The organism is Candidatus Symbiopectobacterium sp. NZEC135 (assembly GCF_025962695.1).
On sequence record NZ_JAGFPF010001227.1, the window covers coordinates 1 to 648 of the forward strand.

The 648-nt window shown below is 50.2% G+C and carries 1 protein-coding gene and 1 pseudogene; one reads left to right on the plus strand and one right to left on the minus strand.

Annotated elements, in window-relative coordinates; all coding sequences use genetic code 11:
* The first annotated feature begins 70 nt into the window (after positions 1–70).
* Entirely contained in the window at positions 71–325 is a 255-nt protein-coding gene (locus J5224_RS33500; protein WP_264629196.1) for a YkgJ family cysteine cluster protein, read from the plus strand.
* A gap of 111 nt (positions 326–436) precedes the next feature.
* Here J5224_RS33500 and J5224_RS36045 read toward each other — a convergent pair.
* Positions 437–592: pseudogene (locus J5224_RS36045) on the minus strand (hypothetical protein); the annotation flags it as partial.
* Between the last annotated feature and the right edge of the window lie 56 nt (positions 593–648).

The window sequence follows — 648 nt, forward strand, 5'->3', positions numbered from 1 at the left end:
TTGGACTGGTGTTATCGAGCAAATTTGCTAGGCTGAAGCCGCCATTAAACCCGCGTTGCGAGTAAACAGGATGGAATGTCGTTCAGGCTGTGGGGCCTGCTGTATCGCCCCGTCAATATCCAGTCCGCTGCCGGGAATGCCCGAGGGGAAGCCCGCCAATGTACGCTGCCTGCATCTGGACGCCGCGATGCGCTGCGGCCTGTTCGGTTCACCGCTGCGACCTGCGGTGTGTGCGACGCTGCAACCGCAGGCGGAGATGTGTATGACAAACCGTGATGATGCACTGACTTATCTGATCGATTTGGATAGGGCGACAGCGCCCTGAAACGAATAAACGTGGTAAGTGAAGTCTGAAGTGATCTGCCATTGCCGGTGTTAACAATGCCGAGTAAAAAACCGTTTTACTCGGCATTGATGCTACAGCATACGATGTGCGCTATGCGCCATTGACGGTATATTGCAAGGATGAACTGACCGGCTCAATTTTTTTGGTAAGGATTTTAACTCCATTGCGCACCAGCGATACTGCGCGAGGCGTATTGGTTTCTGGAATATTGATGTGAAATTTATTCATTATATTGCTTTCAATTCTTGAATTATGAAGCTAGAAACGTAAAGTCTGATAGCTTGGTTCTACCCATGGTTGCC

Excerpts from the sequence above, each read along its gene's own strand:
- J5224_RS33500 (WP_264629196.1), top strand. The coding sequence starts at position 71 with ATGGAATGTCGTTCAGGCTGTGGGGCCTGCTGTATCGCCCCGTCAATA.